The organism is Burkholderia sp. AW33-5, assembly GCF_053427615.1.
The window spans coordinates 1-24,007 of the sequence record NZ_JBSAXA010000009.1; the positions used below are offsets into that span (position 1 = coordinate 1).

Here is a 24,007-nt window from a genome sequence, read left to right on the forward strand (position 1 = left end):
GCTGGCGTGGTCGGCACGCTATCAGGCGTGGGGTGAAGCGCAGGAGGTGATCAGCGAGGCGGCGCGCAAGGCCGGGATCGCGAATCCGCTGCGGTTTGCGGGGCAGTACTTCGATCGTGAGACGGGGCTGCATTACAACCGGCATCGGTACTACGATCCGGGCAGTGGGCGGTTCGTTAGCAAGGACCCAATTGGGCTGGCGGGTGGGATTAATGTCTATCAATACGCGCCCAATCCGGTGCGGTGGACCGATCCACTTGGACTGACCTGCAAATGCGATTGCGAGATTGATTTTCCGCTCGCGCGCTATCCGCAAGCGGGTCAACATATCCTCGATGCACAGGCGCAAGGGCATCCGAGCGTGCTAACTTGGGACCCAGCTAACGCAACCGGGCGAAGGCAACAATCTCTGTCTGGAATTCCGAAGGTGCCGGGGCAGGACTTGGATGAGTACCCGCCGGCATCCTTTAAGGAGGGCGGTGCAGGCGCAAGCGTTCGGGCCATCGATCCATCGGATAATCGTGGTGCGGGTGCATTTCTTGGCAATAAGTGTAGGAAGCTGGCGCCGGGAACTCGTGTAAAAATCAACGTCAAGGAATAGGAGCGAAGATGACCGAGACGATCTTGGTGTCCTACAACCAAATGTGTGTATTCGATGGTGCGTTAGATGAGCCATTTAATGACTGGACAGATGAGCATGTCCGTCAAGGCTTCGCTTGGCGCCCGGGGAGCGTTTCGTTCGGGATGGTGGAAAACACTGAGACGGCAGTCGTTATCGAGGCCACAAACACTGTTGAACCCGATCCCGCTGCGTTTAGGGTCATTGCGGTCCCCTTTACGGTCCCCGCACACGGTTCCGTAGTTGTTGGCAGCATTGGAGACGAACGTGAAATCGAAATCGATGCCGGCATCTATCGGCTGACCTTCGAACTAGGAAGCAAGGATAAAAGACCTTGGTGCCGAATTAGTTTTGTTGCGGACCCAAACCCACAACCGCAGATCATCAGGGCTGATTCGGAGATTACTAAGCGCGATGCTTTGCTGATGAGTGCAACCCCTGCTGCGTGATGGGGTGCGATTCCGGCCTACTACAACCGGCATCGGTATTTCGATCCGATGTCGGGGCGTTTCGTGTCGAAGGACCCGATCGGACTGGAAGGCGGTATCAATGTCTTCCAATACGCGCCGAATCCGAGTAGCTGGATCGATCCACTTGGTTTAATGGGCTACCGGGTCGCGACGCGAACTGCTCAGCGAGTCGAATTAAGGAGAGATATCACCGATAAGCAAGCGATTTCTCGCGTGCAGAGAGGTGGTGCGTCCATGCTGACAATCGTAGTGATGCTATAAGCTTGGGTAAGCGGTGTGCATGTGGAAAATTGATGAAGCATGACGCCCATCCTGACAGAGTTACAGGTAGTACGGAGGGCAGATTGTCGAACGTTCATCCAAATAATCACGAAGGGGGGGGCTGGGGATGCACATATTTTCTACCCTAAAAAATAGGGAGCATGATGTCTTATTTTTTGATTTATTTCGAAAAAAATAATTCAACCTCGAATTATTACAATGACTTTTCACTTGTCGGGAAATTTTCTATTCCTCCGGAGATTTTTGGGGGGTGGGTGGATATATGCTATAAGGGCAAGAAAATGACGGGCGCGCTTGTAACGGATTGGAGTCGGCAGGCTGCAAATGATATATTCAGAAAAGAGGGAGAGGGTGCTAGGCGGCAATTGATTGGTTTTTTGAGTGAAAGGTTGAAAAACAAAAGCGTAGTAGCGTGCTTGACTGGCTATATTGAAAATAACTCGGGCGATTTGGTGGACATAGAGGAGGGCAATTTTCTGAAAGTCGGTCAAATTGGAGAATTACTTGCAAGGCGTGTCGACGTGGGGAAATGTTTCGAGATAGTTCACGGATAGACGTTAAAAGGTGGCAAGAGAAATGACCGACGGGTCACGTGGGCTGCCCTTGTCGTCTGGGTGCTGAGTTGAATCTCGGCGTTCAGCAACAGTGATGGTGAACTTGCCAAGTTCAACGTGAACGCGGAGCTTCTTGCCGGCGAGGAAACCGGCAGCCAGTATGCGCACGATCCGATTGGCCGGCTCACGCGCGCGCGGTCGTCGCTGGGCGTGGAGACGTTTGCGTTCGATCCGGCGAGCAATATCGTGGACGCGACGGAGCGGGATGCGCACGGGATTGGCGCGCTCGGCGGGAAGCCGGCCGCGCCGCTGCTGGACAACCTGCTGAAGGAATATGCCGGCACGCACTACACGTACGACAAGCAAGGGAACCTGACGGCGCGCAAGCGCAACGGCGAGCGTACGACGTTCGGGTGGAGCAGCCTGGGCCGGCTGGTGACGGCGGAAAACCGGCACATGGAGGCGCGGTATGTGTACGACGCGCTGGGTCGGCGCATCGCGAAGCTGACGGAGCCGCAAGTGCCGCATCTGATGAACGCGGGCAGCGGCTGGCGGGATGCGGAGCGGCGTCGGCTGAAGCAGGAGCACGGCTATGGGCTGACGTTGTACGGTTGGGACGGCGATACGCTGGCGTATGAGACGTCGTGGGACAAGCGCGAGACGACGCACTATGTGTATGAGCCGGGAAGCTTCACGCCGCTGTTGCGCGTGACGGGGCCGGCGGTGCTGGGGGATGGGGAGAACGAAGCGCCGGATCTCACGTCGCTGGCGTACTACCATTGTGATCAGATCGGCACGCCGCAGGAGTTGACGGACGAGGCGGGTGAACTGGCGTGGTCGGCACGCTATCAGGCGTGGGGTGAAGCGCGGGAGGTGATCAGCGAGGCGGCGCGCAAGGCTGGCATCGCGAATCCGCTGCGGTTTGCGGGGCAGTACTTTGATCGTGAGACGGGGCTGCATTACAACCGGCATCGGTACTACGATCCGGGTAGTGGGCGGTTCGTTAGCAAGGACCCGATTGGGCTCGCGGGTGGCCTGAACGCATACCAATACGCGTCGAACCCGGTGGAATGGATAGACCCGCTTGGTCTGAGCAAGTACATCCCGGCGTCGAAGAATTTGCCGGGGTTCCCAGAGGTTGTACGGGTTCCGCCGAAAACACCGATTCCGGGAATTCCGGGGAAAAAGCGCGCTCGCTGGAAAGAACCCAAGGGGTGCATTTGTGAATGGGACTATCAACATGGGGAAGTAGAACGTTACGATAAGCGTGGTAATCATATGGGAGCATTCGACCCAAATTCGGGCGAACCAATTCCAGGAAAAGGGCCAGTACGAACACGGAAGGTTGAGCCATGAGTCTGCACCCCGTTCAGCGTTTCATCTCTCGATTTGAGAAAGGCAACGAGTTCTCGTTCTTTGAGATTCCATTCGAAATTAATCCATCCTTGGATGAGCTGCAAGATATCTGTGGGTTTGAAAGGGATGATCTTATGTACGAAGAGATCGAGCTAGATGACGAGAAACTGAAGGAGTTGCGCAAGTTCGTTGCTTCTGATTTTGATGTGGACCGCTACGTCTACTACCTATCTTGTGTGGATGCGACCGACTAAATGAACCAAGGCCCGCGTGAGCGGCCCTTGGTGTTAGCGAGGTTGTCGGCAATCCGGGCAGATGGTGATCTGTCGAGAGGTGTGACTGAATGAGAGGTCGATGCGGTCACCGGGTTTGAAGCCGGAGAGTTCGATGTGTGTACGACGTGCTACCCGAACTGTTCGGACCAACCGTTGTGTGATGTCAATATGCCTTTCCCCGTCTGGGATAGGGCTGGTTCTGTCGAACATAAGCAAAACATACAGGGATGGCGCCTACGTCTTGATCGACGAGGACTGGATGTATTGCGGTGCATTACGGATTGCTGAGCCACACATCATCAATCGAACATTTAGATTCGGTAGGGAAATCGTCAATGATCTGGTATTCATTTCCTGCGGCATGGAAAAGCGATAAGCTTGGATTATTTTGAGATGAATGGCAGTGCCCTGATCGACGTTGTCGAATGGAGATAATGGCGCTAACTGTTGACACGAACAGAGAAAGAATATTTGCGGAGTGAGGGTTTCGAGCTATGAGAGATCTTGGTGAGTTGAAGATTTTTGGAACAGTTGCAGGTAGCGACAAGTCTCTAACATTGGATGAAATATCTGTACTTGCCAATGCGGAAGTTATACGTGCTCTGGGCGTCTTCCTGATTAACGCTGCCTACGAGATGGATTCCAACGATGTGGAACATGTGCATCTGCAAGATGCGATATCGAACTTTTCGTACGAGAGTCACGTTGATGTAATCGCCATCAACCAAGACAAAGTGAAGTCGCTTGACGGTTAGAGCAGGACTTCATCGGACTAACAAGCGATCAATACGCCCCTAATCCGACGGAGCGAGTTTGTCCTGCGTGGAAACCGGCAGCCAGTATGCGTACGACCCGATTGGCCGGCTCACGCGCGCGCAGTCGTCGCTGGGCGTGGAGACGTTTGCGTTCGATCCGGCGAGCAATATCGTGGACGCGACGGAGCGAGACGCGCACGGGATTGGCGCGCTCGGCGGGAAGCCGGCCGCGCCGCTGCTGGACAACCTGCTGAAGGAATATGCCGGCACGCACTACACGTACGACAAGCAAGGGAACCTGACGGCGCGCAAGCGTAACGGCGAGCGCACGACGTTCGGGTGGAACAGCCACGCTCCCCACTTACCGCCACCCCACCAGCACCCGCCCCATCGCATCCAGCCCCATGTCGAACAGATGCGCCACGAACGGCACGAGGTTCGGGATCATCAGTTGCACGAGCAACAGCCCGACCAGCATCGTCACCGGAAAGCCGATCTGGAAGATGCCGATCTGCGGCGCCGCGCGGTTCAGGATCCCGAGCGCGAGGTTCGCGATCAGCAGCGCCGCGACCACCGGCAGCGCGAGCAGCAGCCCCATCTCGAACACGGTCGCGCCGAACGCGGCGAGCGTGCGCCAGCCGGGCGCGTGCAGCAGGTCGGCCGACACCGGCAGCGACTGGAACGACGCGGCCAGCGCCGCGAATACCTGCAGGTGGCCGTCCACGGCAAGGAACGCGAGCATCGCGATCGCGTTCAGGAAACGGCCCATCGCCGGCGTCGCGCCGTTCGAATGCGGGTCGAAGAAGGTCGCGAAACCGAGCCCCATCGACAGGCCGATGAAGTCGCCGGCCGCCTCGACGGCCGCGAACACGATCTGCATCGTGAAGCCCATCGCCGCGCCGATCAGAAACTGCGTGACGACGATCCAGATGCCCTGCGCCGAGAACACGGTGACGCCCGGCATCGCGCCGAGCGTCGGCGCGACGACCAGCGCCATGAACGCGGCGATGCCGATCTTCACGCGCACGGGCACGGCCGCGTGGCCGATCACGGGCGCCGTCGCGACGAGCGCGAGCATCCGCACGAACGGCCACAGGAAAGCCGTCAGCCAGCCGTTGAGCTGCGCGTAGGTGACCGAGAACATCGCGGCGGTACGGAGCCTGGCGTGCCGCTCAGCCGGCGCCGAGCGTCGCGACGTGCAGCAGCGTCTGCCGCAGGTAGTCGAGCATCGTCGTCAGCATCCACGGGCCGGCGATCACGAGCGTCGCGGCCACCGCGAGCAGCTTCGGGATGAACGACAGCGTCGATTCGTTGATCTGCGTCGCGGCCTGGAACAGGCTCACGACGAGGCCGACCGCGAGCGCGACCAGCAGCAGCGGGGCGGCCAGCAGCAAGCCGACCATCATCGCCTGGTGCGCCAGCGTCATCACTTGTTCGGGCGTCATCGCGCGCTTCCTCCGCTTACGTGAAGCTCTGCGCGAGCGAGCCGATCAGCAGCTGCCAGCCGTCGACGAGCACGAACAGCATCAGCTTGAACGGCAGCGACACGGTGGACGGCGACACCATCATCATCCCCATCGACATCAGCACGCTCGCGACGACCATGTCGATGATCAGGAACGGGATGAAGATCGTGAAGCCGATCTGGAAACCGGTCTTCAGCTCGCTCGTGACGAACGCCGGCACCAGCAGCGACAGCGGCACGTCTTCCGGGCCCTGCATCGGCGCGGCTTTCGAAATCTTCGCGAACAGCGCGAGATCGGTCTCGCGAGTCTGCTTCAGCATGAAGCTCTTGAACGGCGCGACGCCGCGCTGCACGGCCTGCTCCATCGGCATCGCGCCGTCGGAGAACGGCTTGTAGCCGTCGGCGTACGCGCGGTCGAGCACCGGCGACATCACGAAGAAGGTGAGGAACATCGCAAGGCCGACCAGCACCTGGTTCGGCGGCGTCGTCGCGGTGCCGAGCGCCTGGCGCAGCAACGACAGCACGATGATGATGCGCGTGAAGCTCGTCATCATCAGCAGCATCGCCGGCAGAAACGACAGCATCGTGAGCAGCAGCATCGTCTGCACGCTCAGCGAATAGGTGGTGCCGCCGTTCGGGCCCGGGCTCGTGTTGAACGCGGGCAGGCCGGCCGCTTGCGCGCACGCGAGCGCGGGGGCGAGGCCGAGGATCAGCACGGGCGCGAAGCGCGCCGCGTGACGCAGGAATTCGTGTTTCATTGAGATGCGAATACGGAGAGAGGGCGCGACGCCATGTCAGCGGTCCTTGCCGCGCCCGAAGCGCTTCGCGGCTTCGCCCGCGAGCGCATCGCGAAACCGCGCGCCGAACGTGCCGGGCTGGCCGCGTTCGTCCGATGCAATGCCGGCGGGGGCGTCGGCCGAAGCCGGCGCTGTCGTGACCGCCGCCGAGCCGGCCGGCAGCGTATGCAGCAGCCGCACGTTGCCCGGCGCGACGCCGAGCACGAGCCAGGTATCGCCGATCTCGACGATCGTTGCGCTTTCCTTCGCGCCGAGCCCGACGCTCGACACGACCTTCAGCGGGCCGCCGCGCCGCGCGGGCTGGAACCCGAAGCGGCGCGCGAGCCACGCGCAGCCGAACACGAGGCCGATCACGACCGCGAGCCCGACGAGCGTCTGCAGCACCGCGCCGACGCCGAGCGACGGCACGGCCGAGCCGACCGTCACGCTCGACGCGATGGCGCCGGCGTTGTTCACCGCGTTCATGTCGGCGGCGCCGGCCGGCGCGCAGACGAACGACGCGGCGATGGCCAGCGTCGCCACGCTCGGCAAAAGGCGCGCGCCGCGGCCGGACGTCACGACGTTCACCGATTCAGCTTCCGGATGCGTTCGGCCGGCGTGATGATGTCGGTCAGCCGGATGCCGAACTTGTCGTTGACGACCACGACCTCGCCCTGCGCGATCAGGCAGCCGTTCACGAGCACGTCCATCGGCTCGCCGGCGAGGCCGTCGAGTTCGACGACCGAACCCTGCGCGAGCTGCAGCAGGTTGCGGATCGCGATCTTCGTGCGGCCGAGTTCCACGGTCATCTTGACCGGGATGTCGAGAATCATCTCGATGTCGTTGTGCGTCGAGCTGGCGGCGGCCTTCGACAGCGGCTGGAACACGCCGGCGCCGGTCGCGCCCGCCTGCACCGGCTGCTGGTTCTGCTCGGCCAGCGCGGCGGCCCAGTCATCGAGGCTCGACTCTTCCTCCGCCGCGGCGGGGGCCGATTCCGCGAGCGCCGCGTCGGCGAGCGCCTGCGGGTCGAGTTCGGGCGTCGGGTTCAGCTCACTCATATCCACCTTCCTTCATCGTGTCGCCCGCGCTGATCATCTTCTGCACGCGCAACGCATATTGACCATTGAAAATGCCGTAGCCGCATTCCATCACCGGCACGCCGTCGACCTTCGCGGTGATCGTGTCCTCGATCTCCAGCGGCAGCACGTCGCCCGCACGCAGGTTCAGGATCTTCTCGAAGGTCGACGGGATCTCGGCGAGATTCGCGCTCAGCTCGACCTCGGCCGACTGCACTTGCTGCGACAGCACGCGCACCCAGCGGCGGTCGACCTCGAGCGCCTCGCCCTGGATCGGCGACGCGAGCACGTCGCGGATCGGCTCGACCATCGAGTACGGCATGCAGATGTGCAGCGTGCCGCCCGTCGGCCCGAACTCGATCGAGAACTGCGTGACGATCACGATCTCGTTCGGCGTCGCGACGTTCGCGAACTGCGTATGCATCTCCGAGCGCACGAATTCGAACTGCAGCGGCCGCACGCTCTTCCACGCGGTCGTGTAGTGCTCGAACACCAGGTTCAGCAGCTTGCCGATGATCCGCTGCTCGGTGGCCGTGAAGTCGCGGCCCTCGACGCGCGTGTGAAAGCGCCCGTCGCCGCCGAACAGGTTGTCGACGACGAAGAACACGAGGTTCGGGTCGAACACGAACAGCGACGTGCCGCGCAGCGGCTTCACGTGCACCAGGTTCAGGTTCGTCGGGATCGGCAGGTTGCGGGTGAACTCGCTGTACTTCTGCACCTTCACCTGGCTCACGGAGATTTCCGCCGTGCGCCGCATGAAGTTGAAGATGCCGATCCGCAAGAGGCGCGCGAAGCGGTCGTTGATGATCTCGAGGCCGGGCATCCGGCCGCGGACGATCCGCTCCTGCGTCGCGATGTTGTAGGGGCGGACGCCCGACGTGTCGCGCTGCTCGTCGACTGAATCGGTTTCGCCCGTGACGCCCTTGAGGAGGGCGTCGACCTCCTCCTGGGACATGAACTCCTGGTGGCCCATGCGCGCTCCTTGTCCGGCCGCGTTATTGGACGACGAATTCGGTGAACAGCACGTCGTCGACCTTCGCGCGCTGGTTGCCCGGCTGCGTCGGCTGTTCGATCAGCTCCCGCAGTTCCGTCGCGAGCGAACGCTTGCCGTCAGGCGTCGCGAGATCCTCGGGATGCTTGTTCGACAGCGCGAGCAGGATCCGGCTGCGGATCTCCGGCATGCGCGCGGTCAGCTGCTCCTGCGCCTTCGGGTCGGTGAGCTTCAGCGACAGGCCGACGCGCAGGTAGTGCTGCACGCCGTCGTCCGACTGCAGGTTGACGGTCAACGGGTCGAGCGGGAAGAACACCGGCGCGGCAAGCGGCGCGGGTTCGGCGGGCGCGCTCGCATGGCCGACGCCTGCCTTGCTCAGGAACACGTACATGCCGCCCGCGGCGGCGGCGGCCGCGCCCAGCGCGATGACGGCGATGAGCGCGATGCGCTTGAACTTGCCGGACGAAGCCGGCTTGTCGGCGGTCGGGTTTGCAGTCGTGGAGGCCATGTGAATGCGTGCGTGATGTCTCGTAGCATGCATTGTTCGGCATCCGGGCCGAGCCCGATGGGCGGAAAAGAGGGGGGAATTGCGGCTATCTCAGCCGATTGTCGGGCGGGTGTCGGCTCGATGCAGGGCGGGAACAGCGGGGCGAGGCGCGGCCGGCGGGCGCCGGGGCAGCGAGGCGGAGCGGGCTGGCGGCGGCGCCCGCCCGCGCAGTGTCAGATCGGCAACAGCGACAAGAGCGGCGCGATCAGCACCATCGCGACGCCGGCGATCATCATCGTGAGGCTCGACACGACGCCTTCCTCGCTGCCGATCTCGCGCGCCTTCGCGGTGCCCACGCCGTGGGCGGCGGCGCCGAACAGCGCGCCGCGCGCGAGCCGCGTGCGCATCGGCACCAGCGCCAGCACGATTTCGCCGAGCAGCATCCCGCAGATGCCGGTCGCGATCACGAAGAGGGCGGTGAGGTCCTTCGGGGCATGGATCTTGTCGGATACGGCCAGCGCGAACGGGGTCGAGACCGAGCGCGTCATCAGCGAGCGCTGCAGCTCGGGCGACAGGTGCAGCAGCTTCGCGAGCAACAGCGACCCGCACACGCCCGCGCCGATCCCGACCGCGACGCCGACCGACAGCGACAGCCAGTGGCGGCGGATCAGGTCGCGGTACTCGTAGATCGGCACCGCGAACGCGATCGTCGCCGGGCCGAGCAGCCACATCAGCCAGCGCGTGTCGCGGAAATAGACCGAATACGGGATGCCGGTCAGCAGGACCAGCAGCACCAGCACGCCGGGCACGAACACGAGCGGCGAGAACAGCAGCGTCTTCCTGTACGCGTAAAGCCGCTTCGACACAAAATACAGGACGACCGTCAGCACGAAGCAGCCGACGGAGATCGCGGTATTCACCTGGTCGGCGGACAGGTTCGACAGCAGCGCAGGCATTCCAGGCTCCGGCTCAGTGGGCGGACACGGTGGCGAGGCGCGCGCGGCGGCGCTCGGCGAACACGCGCTGCGCGGCAAGCCGGCGTTCGAGCTTCGCGGCGAGGTCGACCGCCACCGCCACCGCGACCATCACGAAGGCGGTGCCGGCGAGCATGACCAGCGCGATACGCCAGCCGTCCTCGCGGAACAGCCCGCCATACTGGACGGCCGCGACGGCAGCCGGCACGAAGAACAGCAGCATGTCGGACAGCAGCCAGTTCGCGCCGTCCTTGACCCACGCGGGCGCGACGCGGCCCGAAAACAGCAGCGCGAGCAGCACCGCGAGGCCGATCACGCCGGACGGCACAGGCAGCCCGACCGCGCGTACCGTCCAGTCGACGGCCATCCACAGCACGCCGAGCGCGGTGGCCTGAAGCACGATCCGGCCCGTACGCGCAACGTTGCCCGAAGCGGCGGGGCGGGCGGCGGCAGTGGCGGTCGGCTGGGTCATGGCGGGCTCCATACAGATGTTTCGTCGATGGTGTGAGTATAGGGTTTCCCCTAACCATAAATAAAATGACTTGTCTCTATCCTTATCATTCCAATTCGGAATTCAGTTTGTGTTCGCTGCACCAACCTGGGGAGTGATCGATGGAATTGCGCGCGCTGCGGTACTTCGTCGAGGTGGTCCGTCAGCAGAGTTTCACGGCGGCCGCCGACCGGCTGTTCGTCACGCAGCCGACCATCAGCAAGATGGTGAAGGCGCTCGAGGACGAGATCGGCTCGCCGCTGCTGCTGCGCGACGGCCGGCAGATGGTGCTGACCGATGCGGGGCGGATCGTGTTCCAGCGCGGCCAGGACGTGCTCGCCGCGCAGGCGCAGCTGCAGTCGGAGCTGAAGGATCTCGGCACGCTCGGGCGCGGCGAGCTGACGATCGGCATTCCGCCGCTCGGCGGGTCGCTGTTCACGCCGATCATCGCCGCGTACAAGCAGCGCTATCCGAACATCGAGCTGAAGCTGTTCGAGCAGGGCGCGCGGATGATCGAGGCCGCGCTGATGGCGGGCGAGCTCGAGCTCGGCGGGCTGCTGGAGCCGGTCGATCCCGCCACGTTCGAGCGGTTGCCGATGGTGCGTGCGCCGCTGTGGCTCGTCGCGCCGCGCGAGTCGCGCTGGGAGGACCACAAGGCCGTGCCGCTCGCCGATCTCGCGCGCGAGTCGTTCGTGTTCTACGCGGAGAGCCTCGCGCTGCACGATGCGGTGCTCGACGCGTGCCGGCAGGCCGGCTTCACGCCGTCGATCGTGAGCCGTAGCGGACACTGGGATTTCATGGCGGCCCTCGTGCACGCTGGCGTCGGCATCGCGCTGTTGCCGGAGCCGTACTGCCGGCGGCTCGACGCGCGGCAGTTCACATGCCGGCCGATCATCGAGCCGGAAATCACGTGGGCGATCGCGCTTGGCTGGCTGAAGAAGGGTTACCTGTCGCACGCGGCGCGTGCATGGCTCGAGGTCGCGCGGGCGACGCTGCCGATCGCGTCGGGCGACGATCTGGCGTTCGGCGGATTGCTGGCGCGGGAGTGAGACCCACCGCCGGGATGGAAGAGGAGCGGGCCGGCGCCGGCGCGGCCCGCCGCGCGTTCAGTGCCCCATCGCCGGCCCCGCGCCCTTCTTCGGCTTCGTGATCCATACGAGCGCCGCGAGCGCGATGAACACGCCCGCCGACAGGTGGAAGAAGTCGTTGGTCGCCATCATGAAGCCTTGCTGCGTGACGAGCTGGTTGAGCTGCGCGTTGGCCGTCTGGCCGACGATGCCGAGCTGCGCGAGCGCGCCCTGGTAGTCGGTCGTGCTCTGCGCGTAGACGCTCACCGATTCCGACAGCCGCGCGTGGTGGTAGATCGCGTCGTTCTCCCAGAACGTCGAGCTGGCCGCGGTGCCGATCGCGCCGGACAGCGTGCGCAGGAAGTTCGACAGCCCCGACGCGCTCGCGAGCCGCTCGTCGGAGATGCTCGACAGCGTGATCGTCGTCATCGGCACGAAGAAGCACGCGACGCCAATCCCCTGCACGAGCCGCGGCAGGATCACGTGGTTGAACGGCACGTCGAGCGTGAACGTCGAGTTCCAGATCGACACGCCGGCGAACACGATGAACGCGAGGCTCGCGACCATCCGCAGGTCGAGCAGGTGCATGTTGCGGCCGATCAGCGGCGACAACACGAGCGCGAGCAGCCCGACCGGCGCGGTCGCGAGGCCGGCCTTGCCGGCCGTGTAGCCCATCACCGTCTGCAGCCACAACGGGAAGATCACGACCGAGCCGAAGAACGCCATGAAGCCGAACGAGATGATCATTGCGCCGAGCGCGAAGTTGCGGTCCTTGAACAGCGACAGATCGACCACCGGTTCCTTCTCGGTCGCCTCCCACACGAGCATGAACGCCAGCGACACGACCGCGATCAGCGCGAGCGCGACGATGAAGGTCGAGTTGAACCAGTCGCGGTCCTTGCCGAGGTCGAGCATCATCTGCAGGCACGATACGCCGATCACGAGCAGCGCGAGGCCGACCGCGTCGATCCGCTGCCTGGTCGTCTTCGTCTCGCGGCCGCGCAGCAGGAAGTACGCGCAGGCCGCCGAAAAGATCCCGATCGGCAGGTTGATGTAGAAGATCCACGGCCACGTGTAGTTGTCGCTGATCCAGCCGCCCAGCAACGGGCCGAAGATCGGCGCGACGATCACCGTCATCGCCCATAGCCCGAGCGCGAGCCCGCGCTTCGCGGGCGGATAGCTGCGCATCAGGATCGTCTGCGACAGCGGCACCATCGGCCCCGACACGAGGCCCTGCAGCAGCCGGAACGCGATCAGCGTCTCGAAGTTCTCCGCGAGGCCGCACAGCGCCGACGCGATCGTGAACGCGAGCACCGACAGCGTGAACAGGCGCACTTCGCCGACCCGCCGCGCGAGCCAGCCGGTCAGCGGCACCGCGATCGCGGACGCGACCGAATACGACGAGATCACCCACGTGCCTTCGCTCGTCGCGACGCCGAGGCTGCCCGAGATGGTCGGCACCGCGACGTTCGCGATCGACGTGTCGAGCACTTCCATGAAGGTGCCGAGCGCGAGCCCGACGGTGAGGAGCGCGAGCGCGCCGCCGGTCAGCGGCGCGGGTTCGGCGGGACGGGGCGCGGCGGATGCCGTGGTGGCGGACATCGGAATCTCCTAGACGCGGCGCGCGCGACGCGCCGGCACAGCGCACGGGCGCACGATATCGCGCGGCCCGGCTGGTTGGAACGGGTGAGGGGAGAGGCGGAGCACGTGCCTTGTCATCTTCTGCCCAGACAGAGAAATAAGCGACTGCTTAACCTAGACATCGGGCCTCCGAGCTCAACAATCCGGTTCGTCGGGCTTCGGGCAGCCGGTGTCGCCGGGCCCGTTGGCGATGAACCGCTGCAGCAGGCCGGTGAGCAGCACGAGCTCGTCGGCCGAGAAGCCGGCCAGCTGCGCGTTCAGCGCGGTCGCGATCAGCGACGGCAGCGCGCGGGCCGCTTCGGCGCCGCGTTCGGTCAGCGTCAGCTCGATCACCCGGCGGTCCTGTTCGCTGCGCGAGCGTGCGATCAGGCCCTTGCGCTCGAGACGGTCGAGCATCCGGGTCATCGAGCCGCTGTCGTACGACATCTTGCGCGACAGCTCGAACGGCGTGCGCGCATAGCCGCGCGACAACAGCAGGATCACGCCGATCTGCTGCGCGGTGAGGTCGTACGGCTCGAGCGCGCGGTCCATTCGCTCGACGAGCGCCTGCCGGGCCTTGGTCAGGTAGTAACCGAGGCTCGTTTCCAGTGCGATGGTGTCGGGATCGTAGAGGCCGCCGTTCATGCGAATTGCGCGCGCAGCAATAGTGCGTTTCAGGTCAAAACGCGCCCAGTATCTTGAAAATTAATTGCTTAGTCAATATTATTTCAGGCAACCAGTTACGACGTGCATGTTGCACTGCCGGAGACGATGTTCTGACCGCTTCGCCCGCGCTGCCGGGCACCCCGAGGATGTTCGCGATGCTGTTCCTGAAAAATGCCGCCGGCGCGCTGCGCCGCAACCTGACCGATACCGCTCATCATGTGTTCTCCGGGCCGCACCGCGGCTGGAAGATCGCGCTGTACGTGACGATGCTGGTGGTACCGGGCGGATCGCTCGCGGCGCTCGGGTTCGCATGGTTCGATCACCGCCGGCAGCGCAACGCGAAGCACACCGCCCGCCGCACGAGCCAGCCGGCGGCAACGGAGCCGTCGACATGGCGGTCCGCCGCCGATCCCGTCCCGGTGCCCGTGCACTGCCACTGACACCGCACCACCCCCGCCATCCGGACTGAACGCCGGCCGCATCCCCGCGGCCCGGCGCCGTCCGCGCCGCATTCGTTGCCCGCTCCGCGCGCAAGCGATCCGTAATGACCGGTAAACCGGCCGTCCGCGCCGGTAACACATTCGTGCCGCCGCGCACCGTACCCTTAGGGCTGCGCAGCTTTCCCGCCGTCAGTTACCATTTGTCCGCCAGCGGCACAACGACCGCATCGCGCGACGCCGCTCGCCGGCCATCGCGCCCAGACAGGAATACCACGATGCCGTACGCCCCCCTCCCGCGCGCCCTTCGCCCGCTGAGCGCCGCCGTCGCCGTTGCGACGGCCGTGCTGCTCGCCGGCTGCGCCGTCGGGCCCGACTATCACCGGCCCGACACGTCGATCCCCGCCGCCTTCAAGGAAGCGCCGGCCGGCTGGAAGGTCGCACAGCCCGCCGACCGGGCCGACCGCGGCCCGTGGTGGACCGTCTACAACGATCCGCAGCTCGACGCGCTGATCGGCAAGCTCAACGCATCGAACCAGACCATCGCGCAATCGGCCGCCGCGTACCGGCAAGCCCGCGCGCTCGTCGCCGAAGCGCGTGCCGCGTACTTCCCGACCGTCGGGCTGACCGCGTCGGGCTCGCGCTCCCGCACGGGGCGCGCGTCGACGTCGAGCACGTCGGGTTTCGGCAGCAGCTCGTCGATCGGCAACAGCTACAGCGTCGGTCTCGATGCGAGCTGGGAGCCCGACCTGTGGGGCAAGGTGAGCCGCAGCGTCAGCGCGCAGCGCGCCGGCGAGGCGGCCGCCGCGGCCGATCTCGCGAACGCGCGGCTGTCGCAGCAGGCGCTGCTCGCGCAGACCTACTTCCAGCTGCGCACGTCCGATGCGCTGCAGAAGCTGCTCGACGACACCGTGAAGTCGTACGGCGAATCGCTGAAGCTCACGCAGAACCAGTACGCGCAGGGCGTCGCCGCGCGCGCGGACGTGATCCAGGCGCAGACGCAGCTGCAGAGCGCGCAGGCCGCGGCGATCGACAACGGCGTCGCGCGCGCGCAGTACGAGCACGCGATCGCGACGCTGATCGGCGAACCGGCCTCGACGTTCTCGCTGCCGCCGAATCCGCTCGCGGCGGAACCGCCGATCACGCCGGTCGACGTGCCGTCCGCGCTACTTGAGCGCCGGCCCGACATCGCGGCGGCCGAGCGCCGCGCGGCGGCCGCGAACGAGCAGATCGGCGTCGCGATTGCCGCGTTCTTCCCGACGCTCACGCTGTCGGCCACCGGCGGTTTCCAGAGCTCGGTGTGGTCGCAACTGTTCACGCTGCCCGCGCGGTTCTGGACGGTCGGCCCGCAGCTCGCGGCGACGTTGTTCGACGCCGGCCTGCGCGCCGCGCAGACCGATGCCGCGCGCGCGACCTACGACCAGGATGTCGCCGCGTACCGCCTCGCGGTGCTCACCGCGTTCCAGGACGTCGAGGACAACCTCGCGTCGCAGCGCATCCTCGCGCAGGAAGTCGACGTGCAGCGGCAGGCCGTCGACAGCGCCGAGCACGCGCTCGCGATCGTCACGAACCAGTACAAGGCCGGCACGGTTGCCTACCTGAACGTGCTGACCGCGCAGACCACCGCGTTCACCGCGCAGCAGAAGCTCGCGACGATCGGCGGGCAGCGGATGGTGTCGTCGGTCGGGCTCGTGAAGGCGCTCGGCGGCGGCTGGGACGTATCGGACATGGCGCGCGAGACGGGCGATGTGGCGGCGCCGGCCGCGACCGCACCGTCGGCTGCCGCACCGCTCGCGCAGAAGTAAGACGGGAAAAGGCGAGCGCGCCGCGCGCGTCAGCGCGTCGCGTCGCCGAAGATCAGCGACACCTGGTTGTTGCCGATCGGATGGCCGAGCAGGTTCAGCAGTCCGGCGAGATTCGCCTGCTGCTCGGGCGCCGCGTGCGCGGTGCCGCGAAACGAACCCTGACCGGGGCCGAAGCTGCCGTGCCCGTCGAGGAACAGCGGGCCCTGCGTCGTCGACAGGTCGAGATCGGCGTCCGCCCCCTTCGCCTGCAGCACCGCCCGGTACGACCCGAGCGGCTTCACGCGCGACACGCGCGAACTCATCGAATCGATCGTCACCGTCAACTGGCCGAACGCGTTGTTGCCGATCATCCGCCAGTCGGTCCAGCCGAGCCGCACGTCACCCTGCAGATCGAGCGTGTTGAACGGCGTGCCGAGCCCGGCGAGCAGCGACGCGGGCACGGCCATCGAGCCCGCCGACAGCACCGCGCCACGCCACGTCGCGTCGAGCGTGACGGCGTCGGGCATCGCCTCGGTCTGCCGCATGCGCATCCGCACGCGCCCGGTCAGGAACGGCCAGAAGCCCGTGGTCCATTCGACCCGGCCCGGCAGCAGCGTCGCCGCGCTCTGGTCGGCGCCCGGCGCGAGCATCAATGTGCCCGAGCCGTGCCACAGCGATCCGTCCGGATCGACGAGGTTGACGTGCCCGCCGGTCGCGCGCGCGAACTGCGGGGCGATCCAGGCGGCCGGCGCGAGCGCGACGAGCGTCAGCGCCGTCGCGAGCCCGCCCGCCACCACCCACGGCAATGCGGCGACGAGCCGCCGGATCCCTGGCCTCATCGGCCGACCGTCGCTTGTTTCATCCACTGCGTCATTTCTGCGTCGAGGGTTGCATCACGGCCGTCAGGTCGACCTGGCCGTCTTCCTTCAGCGCGGTCACGTGCGCTTCGCCGACCTGCACCTTGAACTGCCGGCGCGCGTCGTCGAGCCACTGCGTCCACACCGGGAACGGCACGTTCTTCATCTGGACCTGCACGCCGTTACCGACGACCTGCACCTGCGCGCCCTGCAGCCCGTGATCGGACAGCGACGCGGTGAGCGCATCCTTCAGCGCGAGGCCGGTCGGCGCGACGCCTTGCGCGGCGGCCGTCAGTGACTTCGCCTCAGTGGCCTGCGCGGTCATCTGCGCAAGCTCGCGGCGCATCGTCGGCAGTTCGTGGCGGATCCGCGCGCGGCCTTCCTGCGCGGGCGACCACAGCACCGAATACGCGATCGCGACCGCCAGCACGGCGCCGCCCCAGCCGAGCAGCGTCCGCTCGCGCGGCGTGCGTTCGCCCCAGAACTGGGCCAGCGTCTGGTTCAGTTGTTCGGTCTTCATGAGCGGCTCCGGATCGTCCATTTGCCGGTGCTGCTGTCGACTTCGCCGGACAGCCCGTTGCGCGCGAGACGCTGCGGGAAATCGGGGTCGACCTTGACCTCCGGCTTGAAGCCGACGTCGAGCCGCCGGTCGTGATAATCGAGCGACGCGATTCCGTTCAGCGGCAGCGCGCCCATCGAACGCGACAACCCGCTCGACAGCGCGAGGAAATCGTTCGGCGACAGCTCGCCCGCCGCAAGGCGCAGCTGGTCGAGCTGACGCTGCATCTGCGCGGGCGGATCGAGCACCGTCGTCGTCTTCGGGAAGGCCGACAGCAGCGTCTCGGTGATCTGCGCGGACAGCGCGTCGCGCTCGCGCGACAGCTTCCACCAGTGCAGGTTCATCCCGATCACCGCGACGCCGAGCGTGGCCGCGGCGAGGGCGATCGGCACGCGCAGGCGCTTCACCGTCGCGCGGTCGAAGCGCCACGGCTGGGATTCGAATTCGAACTGGCACAGATCGAAGCGCTCGGTCCGCGCACGCCGCGCGAATGCGTCGAACGACAGCGGTTGCGCGCCCGGCAGCAGCGGGCCGTCGGCACGCCCGACCGACGCGAGGCGCGGCTCCGCGCCCGGTTCGCCGAGTTCGTACAGCTCGACGTCGCCGCCACCGGCGAGCGCGGCCAGCGTGCCGCCCGCGCGCGATGCCGGCGCCGCGAAACCTTCGCCGAGCGCGCCGCGCGCGACCGCGAGCTCGAGACGCGGCGCACCGGCCGCGGCCGGCTGCGCGCCGGCTTCCACGAGCACGGGTTCGACCGTCGTCGCGAGGCCGAGCACCGCGGCCACCGCCGTCGGGCGAATGGGCGGCTCGTCCGCCGCCGTGATTGCGGCGGCCGGCGTGGCCTCACCGTCGGCAGGCGCATCGGGCGCCGCGTCCGCCGCCGGCGCCCGTGGCGCGGGCAGGCAGCGCGTCGCGGGCACGGCGCTCAGGTGCCGGTGGCCGGCCGCGGTGAACGCGTCGCAGATCGCGCGGAACCACGCGCGATCGACGACGGCCAGCACGCGGCGGCCGTCCGGCAACGCGACCGGATCGAGCGCGATATGGCAGCCGAGCGGATCCTGGATCAGCTGGTCCTCGACGATGTTGGGCAGCGCCTGGCGCAGCTTCGGCCCCTTGAGCGGCGGCACGGTCGCGGCCAGCAGCAGCACGTCGCGCGCGGCGACGATCAGCACCGTCGCGTTCGCGCGCGGCAGCAGCGCGAGCGCGGCGCGGCCCGCGCGCTGCACCTGGCCGGCCTTGTCCACGAGCGTGAACGGCAGCTCGGGCCACTGCCACTCCTGCAGCGGCACGGCCGGCTCGCGCGGCGGCAAAGAAACAATCAGCGTGCTCAAGAGCTCCTCTCCCGAATGGCGTCGTTATAGCTGGTCGCGGATGCGCACGACCCGCGTCGAGTGCGTGGTCGAATCACGATACACGAGCGAGGTGCGATCGACCTCCGCGCGATCGTGCTGAATCCGGCCATGCACGATGAAATAGTTCGAATTGACGTCGACGAGGCTCGAGTCGATCGTCGCGTTCGGCGGCGCGCCGGCGCCGCGCAGCGCGAGCTGCACGTCGCCGACGTTGCGGAAAAATACGGTCTCGCGCCGCGCCACGAGCGCCTGCGCGGACGACACGCTCATCCCCGGCACCAGCGCCGCGATCACCTCGGCCGGCGCGGTGTTCATGTTCACCGGCGTGGTGGTCGGCAGCACGGTGACGAACGGGCGCAGCCGCGCGACCATCTCGGGCGTCACGCCGTCGACGTCGAGCAGGCTGTCGACGCCGGTCATCTGGAGCGGCGCGGGCCCGCGATCGCCGTCGGACATCCCCGGTTCGTCGGTGATGTTGCCGGTCATGTCGCCGCCGGGCACCGGCGCGGTCGCGGCCGTACCGGCGCCGGGCAGCGTCGGCGTCTGGAAGCGCGTCGCCGAATGCATCAGGCCCGCGCGCATCTGCAGCGCGATCCGCTTCGCGAACGCGCCGTCGTAGCCGAGCGTCGTCAACAGCCGCTGGAACGCCTGCAGCTGCATCACGTTGAGCTGCAGCACGCCGGGCGCCGGCGACGACACGAGGTTGCGCAGGTTGTACTTCGCCTGCGCGTCCTCGATCGATCCGGAGATGTAGGTGTCTTCGCCGCCGTTGTCGTTCGGCGCGCCGATCCGGCCGAGGAAGTCGGACAGCTTGGTCTTCGCGATCGGCACGGCCCAGATTCCGCCGAGATAGGTGATGCCGGGCGCCGTGTCGCCTTCGGAGCGCAGGATCATGCGCGTCCAGTCGAGCGCGCCGCGCGCGACCCACTGCGCCTGCGCGATCACGCGCTGGTTCTCGATGCGGCGAATCTGCACCTGCTGACGCCACAGCATCCCCGACACGAGGATCGCCGACAGCGCGACGACGAGCAGCGCGGTGATGATCGCCGCACCGCGCTCGCGGCGGGTGCGTGCATGCGCGCGTGCGCCGCCACGCGCGGCGAACGGGGAACGGTGAGGGCACGCGCGCATCGTCATTCCCCGACGAGGAAAATGCGCGTGACGGGCACGCGCAGCGACGTCGCGCCGATGCTGACCTGCAGCCCCGTCACCGCGCGCGTCGGCGGCGCGTTGCCGATCTGCGGCACCTTCAGCGCATCGTTGTTCTGCGACAGCGCGTCGCTGGCCGCCTGCAGGTTGGTGGTCCAGCCGACGCGCGGCACGTACAGCTTCGCGTCGATCGCACCGACGCCGCCCATCAGCGCGACCCAGCTCCAGCCGTCGACGCTGCTGTCCTTCAGCACGTCGCGCAGGCGGTTCGCGTCGTCGAGCGGCGGCGACGCATAGCGCACGACGCGCCCGCCGGCGATCCGGTAGCGGACCACCTGCAACCGAGGCGCGGCGCCCGGCACGTCGAGTTCGCGGACGATCTGCAGCGTGTTGCCGGCGACGCCGATCGCCGGCTGGCCGGCTTCGTCGTCGGTGGCGGCGAGCCGCGCGTCGATGCGCATCTGGTCGAACATCTGCGCGAAGACGCGCTCGTCCTCCATCGCGGACGCGACCTTGTCGCGGCCGCGCATGATCTGGTCGAGGCCGCGCCACGAGAGGATCGCGACCACCGCGAGGATCGCGATCGCGATCATCAGTTCGATCAGCGTGAAGCCGCGCACGCGGCGCGGGCCGACGGAACGCACGGGCCGGCGCCGCATCGGCGCGTCAGAGCGGACGGCTGGTTTCATTCGCGACCACCGTCACCATTTGCGCGAGCACGCCGGCGTGCCCCGGCATGCTCACCGACATCTGCACGCGCCGGAACACCGGGTTCGGCGTCGTGCTCACGCGCTGCGTGCAGACCAGCTGCACGTTGCCTTGCGAACAGTCGAAACTCTGCTCGCCGACCTCCGGCCACGCATGCGTGAGCCGCAGCTGCGCGAGTGCGTTGTCGGCGCTCCAGCCGGCGAGCAGCCGGCGATGGAGATCGGATGCATTGGTCGCCATCGTGCCGACCGCGCGGATCGACGCGGCTAGCGCGACCGCGATGATCGCGAGCGCGACCAGCACCTCGATCATCGTGAAGCCGCGGCAAGGAGCCGGGAAGGGCAGGCGACGACGCATCGTCATTGCACCTCGTAGCGGCCGTTGCCGGTGCCGACGATCGTCGCGCTGCCGACCGCCGAATGCAGCGTCACGCGCACCGGCGTGTCGACGCTTTCGATGCCGAACACGACGCGGCTCGCACGCGTGTCGGATCCCGGATAGTCGATGTCGGCGCCGGTGACGCCGCCGTCCCAGTCGCGTGGGCGCAGCACGTCGTCGCGCAGCGTGCGCCAGCCGTCGGGCGAGCTCACGTCGAAACGGAAGCCGTGCGCGGTCGGCTGCCACGCGATCGGGCGCGCGCGCACCTGCGCTTCGTCGCCGGCCGTCTCGAACAGCAGCGCGATGCGCTGCGCTTCCTCGCGCAGGTCGGTGCGCGGATTGCGCGTGAGCGACAGCGACGCGAGCGACACCAGCAGGCCCGCGATCACGAGCACGACCAGCATCTCGAGCAACGTGAAGCCGCGCGCGCGCGCCGCGGTCACGGCCGCGCCGCGACGCACGCGGCCGTCGCGGGCATCGCGGCGAGCGCGAGCGGAGCGCAAGGGCGTGCGAAGGGCGGGCATGAAGTGAAGAAACGGGAAGAACGTCGGTCCGGTCAGCGCGCGCTTACTGCCACGAACCGATGTCGGAATCGTTGCTCTCGCCGCCTTCCTTGCCGTCGGCGCCGTAGCTGAACACGTCGATCTCGCCGTGCACGCCCGGGTTCAGGTACTTGTACCCGTTGCCCCACGGATCGTTCGGCAGGCGCTCGAGATAGCCGCCGTCCTTCCAGTTGTTCGGGATCGGATCGGTGGTCGGCTTCTGGGTCAGCGCGTTCAGGCCCTGTTCCTGGGTCGGATAGCGGCCGTTGTCGAGACGATACAGCTTGAGCGCCTGCATGATCGTGCCGATGTCCTGCTTCGCGGCGATACGGCGTGCCTCGTCGGGACGGCTCATGATCTTCGGCACGATCAGTGCCGCCAGGATCCCGAGGATCGCGACCACCACCATGATCTCGATCAGCGTGAAACCGCGCTGACGGCGCACGGCCGCATTACGGCGAGTGATCCACGTTTGCATGACTGACTACCTCTTTCCAAAAAATATCGTCGATTGAGTGACGCACCCGGCGTATTCCGGACGCTTGCCTGACGGCCGGCTTCCGTTTCCCCGGGCGCGGAGCACGCATTGTAAGGCGCGCATTGCCGAGGGCTTTCACCCAACGCAAATTTCATATACATCCGTACAATAGCGCGCATGAACGCGCTCTCGATCCGGATCCTCTCCCTAGCCCTCTTCGCGGGTTTGTGCGCGACGGCCACCTACTGGGTCGTCACGCTGTCGGCCCGCGAAGCACCGCTGCCCGCCGCCGCCGCGCGGTTGCCGATCCGCACCGAGGACGCCGCCGCGCTCTTCGGCGGACAGCTCGACAAGAATCCCGTGCAGGACATCCACCTGTTCGGCATTCTCGCGCTCGATCATGGCGGCGCCGCGATCGTCGGCGTCGGCGGCGAACCGCCGCGTGCCGTGTCGCTCGGCGCGGAAGTCACGCCCGGCGCGAAGCTCGCCGAAGTCCGCAGCCGCTCGATCATCGTCGACCGCAACGGCGCCCGCGCCGAAATCCAGCTCCCCGCGAACACGCCGTCCCCCGCGATCTACATGCGTTGAACGGCGGCGGCCCGACCGGCGCCCGGGCCGTCACTGCACCATGTTGTTCAGCTCGATGATCGGCAGCATCACGGCCAGCACGATCACGAGCACGATGCCGCCCATCGCGAGGATCAAGAGCGGCTCGAGCAGGCTCGTCAGGAACATCGTGCGCCGCTCGAGTTCGCGCGCCTCGCCTTCCGCCGCGCGATCGAGCATCGTCGTCACGTCGCCCGTCGCCTCGCCGGACCGGATCAGGTGCACGAGCACCGGCGGAAACGTCTTCACGTTGTTCAGCGCGCGCGACAGCGCGGAGCCTTCGCGCACGCGCACGATCGCATCGTCGATGTTCGCGCGCATCGCGCGGTTCGACAGCGTCTCGCCGGCCGCCTGCAACGCGCGCAGGATCGGCACGCCGGCCGCGGTCAGGATGCCGAGCGTGCTCGCGAAGCGCACCGTGTTGTAGCCGCGCACGAGCTTGCCCGCGAGCGGCGCCGTCAGCACCCAGCGGTCGAACGCGAGCCTGGGCCCGTCGCGCGACAGCGTCGCCTTCACGAACCACACGACGAGCGCGACCGCGATCAGGATCGCCCACCACCAGTGCCGGACGAAATCCGACAGCGCCATCATCACGATCGTCAGCAGCGGCAGTTGCTGCTTCGTGCTCGCGAACACGTTGACGACCTGCGGCACGACATAGCTCAGCAGGAACGTGACGATGCCGAATGCGATCAGCGTGACGATGCCCGGATACGTGAACGCCAGCAGGATCTTCTGCTTCAGCGCATTGCTCTGTTCGATGTAGTCGGCGAGGCGCGACAGCACGATGCCGAGCTTGCCGGTGTGCTCGCCCGCCGCGACGAGCGCGCGGTAGATTTCCGGAAAATCGCGCGGATGCTGGCCCAGCGCGTTCGCGAGCGAATGGCCGCCGAGCACTTCCGCGCGGATCGCAGCCATCAATTCGCGGATGTAGTCGCGCTCGGCCTGCTCGGTGAGCACGCCGAGCGCCTCGTCGAGCGGCAGCCCCGCGATCAGCAGGCTCGCGAGCTGGCGCGTGAGGATCGCCTGCTCGCGCTGCGACAGCTTGCGGCCGAACGCGAGGCGCTGCGAGCGCGCGCCGCGGGTCGCGCTGGCGGCCGGCTCGACGACGAGCGGCGTGAGCCCCTGCGTGCGCAGCTGGCCGCGCGCGGCGCGCGCGCTGTCGGCGTCGATCACGCCTTTCTGCGCGCGCCCCGCCGAATCGATTGCTTCGAAACGGAATGCCGGCATCGCG

Annotated in this window: 30 protein-coding genes and 1 pseudogene; 11 read left to right on the forward strand and 20 right to left on the reverse strand. The window is 66.7% G+C overall.

The window, feature by feature from the left end:
- The 7 genes and pseudogenes from ACV22V_RS16255 to ACV22V_RS16285 all read left to right on the forward strand — a co-directional run.
- Positions 1–601 (forward strand): RHS repeat-associated core domain-containing protein (locus ACV22V_RS16255; RefSeq protein WP_448014653.1); only part of this gene is annotated, 601 nt, incomplete at its 5' end.
- Between the two features lie 8 nt (positions 602–609).
- Positions 610–1,068: a competence protein ComJ gene (gene comJ, locus ACV22V_RS16260; protein WP_223961523.1), complete on the forward strand. Its 459-nt coding sequence runs from the start codon at positions 610–612 to the stop codon at positions 1,066–1,068.
- Positions 1,069–1,086: 18 nt separating this feature from the next.
- Positions 1,087–1,227 (forward strand): annotated as a pseudogene (locus tag ACV22V_RS16265) (RHS repeat-associated core domain-containing protein); the annotation flags it as partial.
- Positions 1,228–1,511: 284 nt separating this feature from the next.
- Positions 1,512–1,925, forward strand: coding sequence for a hypothetical protein (locus ACV22V_RS16270; RefSeq protein ID WP_448014655.1), 414 nt, complete (start codon positions 1,512–1,514; stop codon positions 1,923–1,925).
- Between the two features lie 117 nt (positions 1,926–2,042).
- On the forward strand, positions 2,043–3,281 hold the full coding sequence (locus ACV22V_RS16275; protein WP_448014657.1) for an RHS repeat-associated core domain-containing protein: 1,239 nt from the start codon (positions 2,043–2,045) through the stop codon (positions 3,279–3,281).
- Positions 3,278–3,535, forward strand: a complete 258-nt coding sequence (locus ACV22V_RS16280) for a DUF7683 domain-containing protein (RefSeq protein WP_223961266.1) — start codon at positions 3,278–3,280, stop codon at positions 3,533–3,535. The genes ACV22V_RS16275 and ACV22V_RS16280 overlap by 4 nt, the downstream gene beginning before the upstream one ends.
- A 515-nt stretch (positions 3,536–4,050) precedes the next feature.
- Positions 4,051–4,311, forward strand: coding sequence for an Imm32 family immunity protein (locus ACV22V_RS16285; protein ID WP_175916689.1), 261 nt, complete (start codon positions 4,051–4,053; stop codon positions 4,309–4,311).
- A gap of 361 nt (positions 4,312–4,672) precedes the next feature.
- Here the strand turns inward: ACV22V_RS16285 and fliR are convergent, their stop codons facing one another.
- The 9 genes from fliR to ACV22V_RS16330 form a co-directional block, all read right to left on the reverse strand.
- Positions 4,673–5,455 carry a flagellar biosynthetic protein FliR gene (gene fliR, locus ACV22V_RS16290; RefSeq protein WP_059691479.1) on the reverse strand — a complete coding sequence of 261 codons (783 nt, stop codon included), beginning with the start codon at positions 5,453–5,455 and terminating at the stop codon, positions 4,673–4,675.
- Between the two features lie 28 nt (positions 5,456–5,483).
- Entirely contained in the window at positions 5,484–5,756 is a 273-nt protein-coding gene (fliQ, locus tag ACV22V_RS16295) for a flagellar biosynthesis protein FliQ (RefSeq protein ID WP_006750427.1), read from the reverse strand.
- Positions 5,757–5,772: 16 nt separating this feature from the next.
- Complete coding sequence (fliP, locus tag ACV22V_RS16300; protein WP_059465943.1) at positions 5,773–6,534, reverse strand: flagellar type III secretion system pore protein FliP; 762 nt, start codon at positions 6,532–6,534, stop codon at positions 5,773–5,775.
- 36 nt (positions 6,535–6,570) lie between these two features.
- Positions 6,571–7,140 (reverse strand): flagellar biosynthetic protein FliO, encoded by a 570-nt coding sequence (fliO, locus tag ACV22V_RS16305; protein WP_448014660.1) that lies wholly within the window; start codon positions 7,138–7,140, stop codon positions 6,571–6,573.
- Positions 7,137–7,610 carry a flagellar motor switch protein FliN gene (gene fliN, locus ACV22V_RS16310; RefSeq protein WP_448014662.1) on the reverse strand — a complete coding sequence of 158 codons (474 nt, stop codon included), beginning with the start codon at positions 7,608–7,610 and terminating at the stop codon, positions 7,137–7,139. Before fliN ends, fliO begins: the two co-directional genes overlap by 4 nt.
- The gene (gene fliM, locus ACV22V_RS16315; RefSeq protein ID WP_059531334.1) at positions 7,603–8,601 is read right to left on the reverse strand and encodes a flagellar motor switch protein FliM; all 999 of its coding nucleotides are present in this window, start codon (positions 8,599–8,601) and stop codon (positions 7,603–7,605) included. The genes fliN and fliM overlap by 8 nt, the downstream gene beginning before the upstream one ends.
- A 22-nt stretch (positions 8,602–8,623) precedes the next feature.
- Positions 8,624–9,160 (reverse strand): flagellar basal body-associated protein FliL, encoded by a 537-nt coding sequence (gene fliL, locus ACV22V_RS16320; protein WP_059531331.1) that lies wholly within the window; start codon positions 9,158–9,160, stop codon positions 8,624–8,626.
- 179 nt (positions 9,161–9,339) lie between these two features.
- Entirely contained in the window at positions 9,340–10,062 is a 723-nt protein-coding gene (locus tag ACV22V_RS16325; protein WP_059531328.1) for an LrgB family protein, read from the reverse strand.
- 13 nt (positions 10,063–10,075) lie between these two features.
- On the reverse strand, positions 10,076–10,552 hold the full coding sequence (locus tag ACV22V_RS16330) for a CidA/LrgA family protein (protein ID WP_059531325.1): 477 nt from the start codon (positions 10,550–10,552) through the stop codon (positions 10,076–10,078).
- 140 nt (positions 10,553–10,692) lie between these two features.
- On the opposite strand from ACV22V_RS16330, the gene ACV22V_RS16335 reads away from it, so the two are divergent.
- A complete protein-coding gene (locus tag ACV22V_RS16335; protein WP_448014664.1) occupies positions 10,693–11,619 on the forward strand; it encodes a LysR substrate-binding domain-containing protein in 927 nt (308 codons plus the stop codon).
- Between the two features lie 57 nt (positions 11,620–11,676).
- Here the strand turns inward: ACV22V_RS16335 and ACV22V_RS16340 are convergent, their stop codons facing one another.
- Positions 11,677–13,239 (reverse strand): DHA2 family efflux MFS transporter permease subunit, encoded by a 1,563-nt coding sequence (locus ACV22V_RS16340; protein ID WP_448014666.1) that lies wholly within the window; start codon positions 13,237–13,239, stop codon positions 11,677–11,679.
- 174 nt (positions 13,240–13,413) lie between these two features.
- The gene (locus ACV22V_RS16345) at positions 13,414–13,902 is read right to left on the reverse strand and encodes a MarR family winged helix-turn-helix transcriptional regulator (RefSeq protein ID WP_448014668.1); all 489 of its coding nucleotides are present in this window, start codon (positions 13,900–13,902) and stop codon (positions 13,414–13,416) included.
- A gap of 176 nt (positions 13,903–14,078) precedes the next feature.
- Between ACV22V_RS16345 and ACV22V_RS16350 the strand changes: the two genes are divergently transcribed.
- Entirely contained in the window at positions 14,079–14,363 is a 285-nt protein-coding gene (locus ACV22V_RS16350; RefSeq protein WP_082721891.1) for a multidrug ABC transporter ATPase, read from the forward strand.
- A 275-nt stretch (positions 14,364–14,638) separates the two neighbouring features.
- Positions 14,639–16,165, forward strand: coding sequence for an efflux transporter outer membrane subunit (locus ACV22V_RS16355; protein WP_448014670.1), 1,527 nt, complete (start codon positions 14,639–14,641; stop codon positions 16,163–16,165).
- 29 nt (positions 16,166–16,194) lie between these two features.
- On the opposite strand, the gene ACV22V_RS16360 is transcribed toward ACV22V_RS16355, so the two are convergent.
- From ACV22V_RS16360 to gspG, 8 genes are read right to left on the reverse strand one after another with little or no spacing between them, the layout of a single operon-like run.
- Positions 16,195–16,983: a type II secretion system protein N gene (locus ACV22V_RS16360; protein WP_448014672.1), complete on the reverse strand. Its 789-nt coding sequence runs from the start codon at positions 16,981–16,983 to the stop codon at positions 16,195–16,197.
- Between the two features lie 31 nt (positions 16,984–17,014).
- Positions 17,015–17,521 carry a type II secretion system protein GspM gene (gspM, locus tag ACV22V_RS16365; protein WP_059531425.1) on the reverse strand — a complete coding sequence of 169 codons (507 nt, stop codon included), beginning with the start codon at positions 17,519–17,521 and terminating at the stop codon, positions 17,015–17,017.
- Positions 17,518–18,891 carry a type II secretion system protein GspL gene (gene gspL / locus ACV22V_RS16370; RefSeq protein WP_448014673.1) on the reverse strand — a complete coding sequence of 458 codons (1,374 nt, stop codon included), beginning with the start codon at positions 18,889–18,891 and terminating at the stop codon, positions 17,518–17,520. The genes gspM and gspL overlap by 4 nt, the downstream gene beginning before the upstream one ends.
- A 24-nt stretch (positions 18,892–18,915) precedes the next feature.
- Positions 18,916–20,043 (reverse strand): type II secretion system minor pseudopilin GspK, encoded by a 1,128-nt coding sequence (gene gspK, locus ACV22V_RS16375; protein ID WP_448014675.1) that lies wholly within the window; start codon positions 20,041–20,043, stop codon positions 18,916–18,918.
- Between the two features lie 2 nt (positions 20,044–20,045).
- Positions 20,046–20,750 carry a PulJ/GspJ family protein gene (locus ACV22V_RS16380; RefSeq protein ID WP_448014677.1) on the reverse strand — a complete coding sequence of 235 codons (705 nt, stop codon included), beginning with the start codon at positions 20,748–20,750 and terminating at the stop codon, positions 20,046–20,048.
- A complete protein-coding gene (gene gspI, locus ACV22V_RS16385) occupies positions 20,728–21,132 on the reverse strand; it encodes a type II secretion system minor pseudopilin GspI (protein ID WP_448014678.1) in 405 nt (134 codons plus the stop codon). Before gspI ends, ACV22V_RS16380 begins: the two co-directional genes overlap by 23 nt.
- The gene (locus tag ACV22V_RS16390) at positions 21,129–21,671 is read right to left on the reverse strand and encodes a GspH/FimT family pseudopilin (RefSeq protein WP_059531294.1); all 543 of its coding nucleotides are present in this window, start codon (positions 21,669–21,671) and stop codon (positions 21,129–21,131) included. The genes gspI and ACV22V_RS16390 overlap by 4 nt, the downstream gene beginning before the upstream one ends.
- 43 nt (positions 21,672–21,714) lie before the next feature.
- Positions 21,715–22,167 (reverse strand): type II secretion system major pseudopilin GspG, encoded by a 453-nt coding sequence (gspG, locus tag ACV22V_RS16395; RefSeq protein WP_059531290.1) that lies wholly within the window; start codon positions 22,165–22,167, stop codon positions 21,715–21,717.
- 177 nt (positions 22,168–22,344) lie between these two features.
- On the opposite strand from gspG, the gene ACV22V_RS16400 reads away from it, so the two are divergent.
- Positions 22,345–22,755: a type II secretion system protein N gene (locus tag ACV22V_RS16400; protein WP_059448336.1), complete on the forward strand. Its 411-nt coding sequence runs from the start codon at positions 22,345–22,347 to the stop codon at positions 22,753–22,755.
- Between the two features lie 30 nt (positions 22,756–22,785).
- On the opposite strand, the gene gspF is transcribed toward ACV22V_RS16400, so the two are convergent.
- Positions 22,786–24,003 carry a type II secretion system inner membrane protein GspF gene (gspF, locus tag ACV22V_RS16405; RefSeq protein ID WP_059531287.1) on the reverse strand — a complete coding sequence of 406 codons (1,218 nt, stop codon included), beginning with the start codon at positions 24,001–24,003 and terminating at the stop codon, positions 22,786–22,788.
- Positions 24,004–24,007: the final 4 nt, after the last annotated feature.